Raw genomic sequence first — 3,509 nt, 5'->3', positions numbered from 1 at the left:
GTCTTGCATTCCACCAGCATCGTTTGCAGGCGCTTGGAGAAAATGTTCTGCACATGCTTGCCGCGCTTGAACGCCTGAATAGCTGTCGCCCAATCAAGCGGCAGGTGGTCAAGTTTCAGACTGTAGGCATCGCCCTCGATGGGCTGGGCAGGCTCCATTTTCTCTTCGATCCCGATCAGTGCCCCGCCAAGGATACTGCCAACCACCAGATAGGGGTTCGCATCGGCCCCTGCGACCCTGTGTTCGATCCGGCGCGCTTTGTGGTTGCCGCCGGGAATGCGGATCGCCGCAGTACGGTTTTCATAACCCCAAGCCACGCTGGTGGGCGCATGTGCGCCCGGCAGCAAACGGCGGTAAGAGTTCTCATGCGGCGCGAATGTCAGGGTATTCTCCTGCATCGTTTCCAATAGCCCCGCGATGGCATTTAGCATCAGCGGCGTGCCTTCTTCGCCGCCGTTGTCGAACAGATTGACGCCGTTTTCATCGACAAGGCTGAAATGCACGTGAAAGCCGCTGCCGGACCGCTCACCGTAGGGTTTGGCCATGAATGTCGCGGCCAATCCGTGCTTGCGCGCGATCCCGCGGACCAACCGCTTGAACAGCACGGCATCATCAGCGGCCTGAAGCGGATCGTTGACATGCATCATGTTGATTTCGAATTGCCCTGCACCGTTCTCTGAAATCGCTGCATCTGCGGGAATGCCTTGTTCGTGGCAGGCCTGATAGACATCGTTCAGGAAGCTGTCGAAATGCTGCAATTCATCGAGGGATAAGGCGCCGTCTGAATCAAGCCGCTTGCCGGTGACAGGTGAACAGGGTGGCTGCGGGCGTTCTTCGCTGGGATCGCACAGGTAGAATTCAAGCTCGGTTGCCACGACGGGCGTCAGGCCCAGTGCCTTATAGCGGTCAACAATATTGGCCAAGGCATGGCGCGGATCGCCCAGAAACGGTTTGCCATCATCGGTGTGCATCCAGAACATCGCCAAGGCAGAGGGCTGGCTGGTCCAGTTGATCAGGACAAGCGGGCGACCGGTGTGTTCGCAAATCCCGTCGGAATCGCCCGTTTCGAAAACCAGTTCGTTGTTCTCGATATCCTCGCCCCAGACATCCATGCTCAGGATCGACAGCGGCATCCGCAGCCCGCCATCAAGCGACGCGCGCGCCTTTTCAATCGGGAGCCGCTTGCCGCGCATCGTGCCGTTCAGATCGCAAACACAGACAAAAACCGACTCGATCTCGGGGTGCTCCTGCAACCATGTCTTGATATTCGTGGTCGTGGTAGCCGGTGTCTCATTCTGGGCAGTCATAGTGCGATCCTTCGGATGTCCTGACGTCATATCCATGCGGCCGCGATGTTGAAATTCGCTTTCCGGCCTGCTCAAGGATGCGTGACATGTCTAGCCTGCGGCGCGGGTGACTGCCAGTGGGAAGTATATGGGCCACCATGGACATCGGGCCGAAAGTAGCCCCATAAGTGGGCAACGATCGTGGTTCGAAACGCTGCTTGTGTCGATTCTCAAGAGGGCGTCATCCACCAAGTCTGGAGCTAGGAAAGCATCATGAAGTTTCGTTTCCCCATTTTCATTATCGACGAGGATTTCCGGTCGGATAACAACTCTGGGGTGGGTATACGCGCGATGGCACAGGCCATCGAAAACGAGGGTGTCGAGGTCGTCGGCGTCACAAACTACGGCGACCTGTCCCAGTTCGCACAGCAGCAATCCCGCGCCAGTGCCTTCCTTTTGTCGATTGATGACGAAGAGTTCAGCGCGGGCCCCGACATTGACCCCGTGGTCGTCAACCTGCGTGCCTTTATTGAAGAAGTGCGCTGGAAAAATGCAGATGTTCCGATCTTCATCTACGGTGAAACTAAAACCGCACGCCATCTGCCCAACGATATTCTGCGCGAACTGCACGGCTTTATTCACATGTTTGAAGATACCCCCGAATTCGTCGCGCGGCACATCATTCGCGAGGCGAAAACCTATCTCGAAGGCATCCAGCCGCCCTTCTTCAAAGCCTTGTTGGACTATGCGGATGACGGCTCATATTCGTGGCACTGCCCGGGCCATTCAGGTGGCGTTGCTTTCCTCAAAAGCCCGATTGGCCAGATGTATCACCAGTTCTACGGTGAAAACATGTTGCGTGCAGACGTTTGCAATTCGGTCGAGGAACTGGGCCAGTTGTTGGACCACAACGGTGCGATTGGCGCATCGGAACGCAATGCCGCCCGTATCTTTAACGCGGACCACTGTTTCTTTGTCACCAACGGCACCAGCACCAGCAACAAGATGGTCTGGCATCACACGGTTGCCCCCGGCGACGTTGTTGTCGTCGATCGCAACTGTCACAAATCCATTTTGCACAGCATCATCATGACCGGTGCGATTCCGATCTTTCTGAAGCCGACGCGCAACCATTTCGGGATCATCGGTCCGATCCAGCGCAGCGAGTTCGAGATCGAAGCCATCCGCGACAAGATCCGCGCCAACCCTTTGCTGGCGCATATCGACGCCGATACCGTCAAGCCGCGTATCATGACACTGACCCAGTCAACCTATGACGGTGTGCTGTACAACACCGAGACGATCAAGGACCGGCTGGACGGCTATATCGAGAACCTGCATTTCGATGAGGCATGGTTGCCCCATGCGGCCTTCCATCCGTTCTACGGCAACTTCCATTCGATGGGGCGTAAACGGGAACGGCCGCGGCATTCGGTGACCTATGCCACCCAGTCGATCCACAAACTTTTGGCAGGGATCAGTCAGGCCAGCCATGTGCTGGTGCAGGATTCGCAAGACACCAAACTGGATCGCCACCTCTTTAACGAAGCCTACCTGATGCACACCAGCACCAGCCCGCAGTATAGCATCATTGCCAGCTGTGATGTGGCCGCGGCCATGATGGAACCGCCAGGCGGCACGGCACTGGTTGAGGAAAGCATACAGGAAGCGCTCGATTTCCGCCGTGCCATGCGCAAGGTCGATGACGAGTTTGGCGATGATGACTGGTGGTTCAAGGTCTGGGGCCCTGATGCGCTCGAAGAAGAGGGGATCGGCCGCGCCAAGGATTGGGTGCTCAAGCGCACCGATGAAGAAGGAGTGCAGGCCTCTGACGGTGAAGACGCTTGGCACGGGTTTGGGGATATGGCACCCGGCTTTAACATGCTGGACCCGATCAAGGCCACGATCATCACACCGGGCCTGAACCTTGATGGGCGTTTCGAAGAGGCGGGTATTCCTGCGTCGATTGTGACCAAATATCTGGCCGAACACGGGGTCGTGGTGGAAAAAACCGGCCTCTACAGTTTCTTTATCATGTTCACGATCGGCATCACCAAGGGCCGTTGGAACACACTGCTGGCCGCGTTGCAGCAGTTCAAGGACGACTATCGCAAGAACCAACCGATGTGGCGCACGATGCCGGAATTCTGCGCCAAACATCCCCGCTATGAACAGATGGGCCTGCGTGATCTGTGCGAACACGTGCACAGGCTCTATGCCAAG

The 3,509-nt window shown here is 56.9% G+C and carries 2 protein-coding genes; one reads left to right on the top strand and one right to left on the bottom strand.

Features of this window, described 5'->3' with window-relative positions:
* Window positions 1-1,307 (bottom strand): glutamine synthetase family protein (locus VGP75_RS01865; protein ID WP_327542032.1); only part of this gene is annotated, 1,307 nt, incomplete at its 3' end.
* 252 nt (window positions 1,308-1,559) lie between these two features.
* Here VGP75_RS01865 and VGP75_RS01860 point away from each other — a divergent pair.
* Window positions 1,560-3,509: Orn/Lys/Arg decarboxylase N-terminal domain-containing protein (locus VGP75_RS01860; protein ID WP_327542031.1), on the top strand; the 1,950-nt coding region annotated here is incomplete at its 3' end.

The sequence above is a fragment of the Yoonia sp. genome, assembly GCF_036007805.1.
GTDB lineage: Bacteria > Pseudomonadota > Alphaproteobacteria > Rhodobacterales > Rhodobacteraceae > Yoonia.
This window is presented reverse-complemented; position numbering and strand designations above follow the sequence as displayed.